The sequence below is a fragment of the Myroides sp. LoEW2-1 genome (assembly GCF_009767705.1).
Lineage (GTDB): Bacteria > Bacteroidota > Bacteroidia > Flavobacteriales > Flavobacteriaceae > Flavobacterium > Flavobacterium album_A.
Genome location: NZ_WSPP01000285.1, coordinates 1 through 1,476, shown reverse-complemented (window position 1 = coordinate 1,476; position 1,476 = coordinate 1). Strand labels below are relative to the sequence as shown.

Annotated in this window: 2 protein-coding genes; both read left to right on the top strand. The window is 33.9% G+C overall.

What is annotated here, in order from left to right:
• Positions 1-110: 110 nt before the first annotated feature.
• Complete coding sequence (locus tag GOQ24_RS14520) at positions 111-731, top strand: hypothetical protein (RefSeq protein ID WP_160340016.1); 621 nt, start codon at positions 111-113, stop codon at positions 729-731.
• A gap of 30 nt (positions 732-761) precedes the next feature.
• On the top strand, positions 762-1,307 hold the full coding sequence (locus GOQ24_RS14515) for a hypothetical protein (RefSeq protein WP_155093404.1): 546 nt from the start codon (positions 762-764) through the stop codon (positions 1,305-1,307).
• The last annotated feature ends 169 nt before the right edge of the window (positions 1,308-1,476 follow it).

Sequence of the window (1,476 nt, the reverse complement as noted above, 5' to 3'; positions counted from 1 at the left end):
TTACAGATTTATATCCTCATAACTATAAAAAGGCAATCTCTGACGCTGTAGAATAATTTTTATACCTCACAAGATGTACTTGCTAGGGTGGATACTTTGATTTAGCAGATATGTTCTTGTCAATTGACTATGATATAGATGCCTTTAGTTTTGTAAATGGTAGTTTGGCTACCTCTACAGGTTTGAACATTGGTACTAATCAAAGTGATGAAGGTGGTTTCGAGTTCGAAGGGTTTAAAGTGCCAAAAGGAACAAGTTGGGTTAAGTTTAAAGTTAAGGCTTCAAATAATTTAGCTGATTATGATGTTGATCCAGCTACGGGTGATCCTCGTTCGATTACATTTAGTTTTGATTTAATTAGTGAATCTGAAGATGTGTGTATTGATGGTGCTTTAGCAAATGCAAATGGTGAAATAGAATTGCCATACTGTAGTATATGTTATTATCCTTCAGTTGTGGGGGATAAAGGTGATATTCTAAATTCGGATGGTTTTATGGCTGTAAGTACACTTAATAGACCTGATAGTCAATGGGTATCTGAGCGTGGTAATGCTTTTGTTGTATTGGAGTCATATAATAAAGGGTTGGTAGTAACGCGTCTAACTACAGCTCAGATTTCGGCATTGAACCCTGTAGAGGGAATGATTGTATATGATTCTACTGAGAATTGTTTGAAATTATACAACGGAAGTGAGTGGGGATGTATCGCACAGGGATGTGTTGATGAATAATTAATAAGGTTTGATGTAAAAATAGATACTATGAAAAATATTATAGACAAATCAACATTTCTTTCATTGTTTATTTTGCTTATTTGTACGCATTTATCTTTTGGGCAAAGTGCAATTGGAAAGTTTGAAGTTGAGGGAGAAGATGTATTATTAGATTTCAAAGAAGATGATAATCGTGGGATTATTCTATCTTGGGTAACCAAACAAGATGATGTTTTAGATCCTGAGGGAGGAACTCTTATATATGATGCTAACGACAAGAAAGTGAAATATTATATGGGAGGAACAGTTAAGAAATGGGAGGATCTTTCTGTGAATACGGGATTAGTTGATACAAGTATTCAAGCAGGGCTGGTAGATGAAAGAGATCCTACCATAATAGGAAGTCAAGCTTCTACAGCTAAGGGAGCGCTTATTTTGGAAGCCAATGATAAAGCAATGGTTCTTCCAAAGATGAATAGTCCTCACTTAAATATCAAAAGTCCTGCAGCTGGTACAATTGTATATGATAAGGTTTCAAAAATGCTTTGTGTATTCAATGGTAAGGAATGGGCTTTTTGGAAGGTTGATAATTAAAAATATTATTTTCAAATTGTATTAGGGTTTATAGTTATGCCTCATGAGTTTTCTCATGAGGCTTTTTTAGGATCAATCTCAAAAGTTGTGTGTGAATTAAAAACTACAGATCTTTGTAATAATAAATAATAACCGTGGAAAACTATATTGAGTTTGTAAAAATGATTTT

What these genes read in the sequence shown, in the direction of transcription:
- GOQ24_RS14515 (WP_155093404.1), top strand. Translation starts at nt 762, where the DNA reads ATGAAAAATATTATAGACAAATCAACATTTCTTTCATTGTTTATTTTG.
- GOQ24_RS14520 (WP_160340016.1), top strand. Translation starts at nt 111, where the DNA reads ATGTTCTTGTCAATTGACTATGATATAGATGCCTTTAGTTTTGTAAAT.